At 45.7% G+C, this 276-nt stretch carries 1 protein-coding gene; it reads right to left on the bottom strand.

What is annotated here, in order from left to right; translation table 11 throughout:
• The coding region (locus tag SB660_RS20265) for an AAA family ATPase (protein WP_410584104.1) at positions 1–276 on the bottom strand (276 nt) is incomplete at both ends.

Raw genomic sequence — 276 nt, 5'->3', positions numbered from 1 at the left:
TACGTTTGTTTGCATTTTCTTCAGCCTGTTCTTTCACTTCGCTGATTTTTTCTTCTTTAATGAGCCGCACGGATGTCTCAACGAGGTCTCTGACCATTGATTCGACATCTCTGCCTACATAGCCGACTTCTGTAAATTTTGTCGCTTCAATTTTTATAAATGGCGCACCGGTAAGCTTGGCGATCCGTCTGGCGATCTCTGTTTTCCCCACCCCGGTCGGGCCCATCATCAGGATGTTTTTGGGAACGATCTCGTCTCTCAGTTTTTCATCAAGAA

This window comes from Bacillus sp. SIMBA_005 (genome assembly GCF_046535585.1).
GTDB lineage: Bacteria > Bacillota > Bacilli > Bacillales > Bacillaceae > Bacillus > Bacillus pumilus.
The sequence above is the reverse complement of the archived record's forward strand: the minus strand, read 5'-3'. Positions and strand labels throughout refer to the sequence as shown.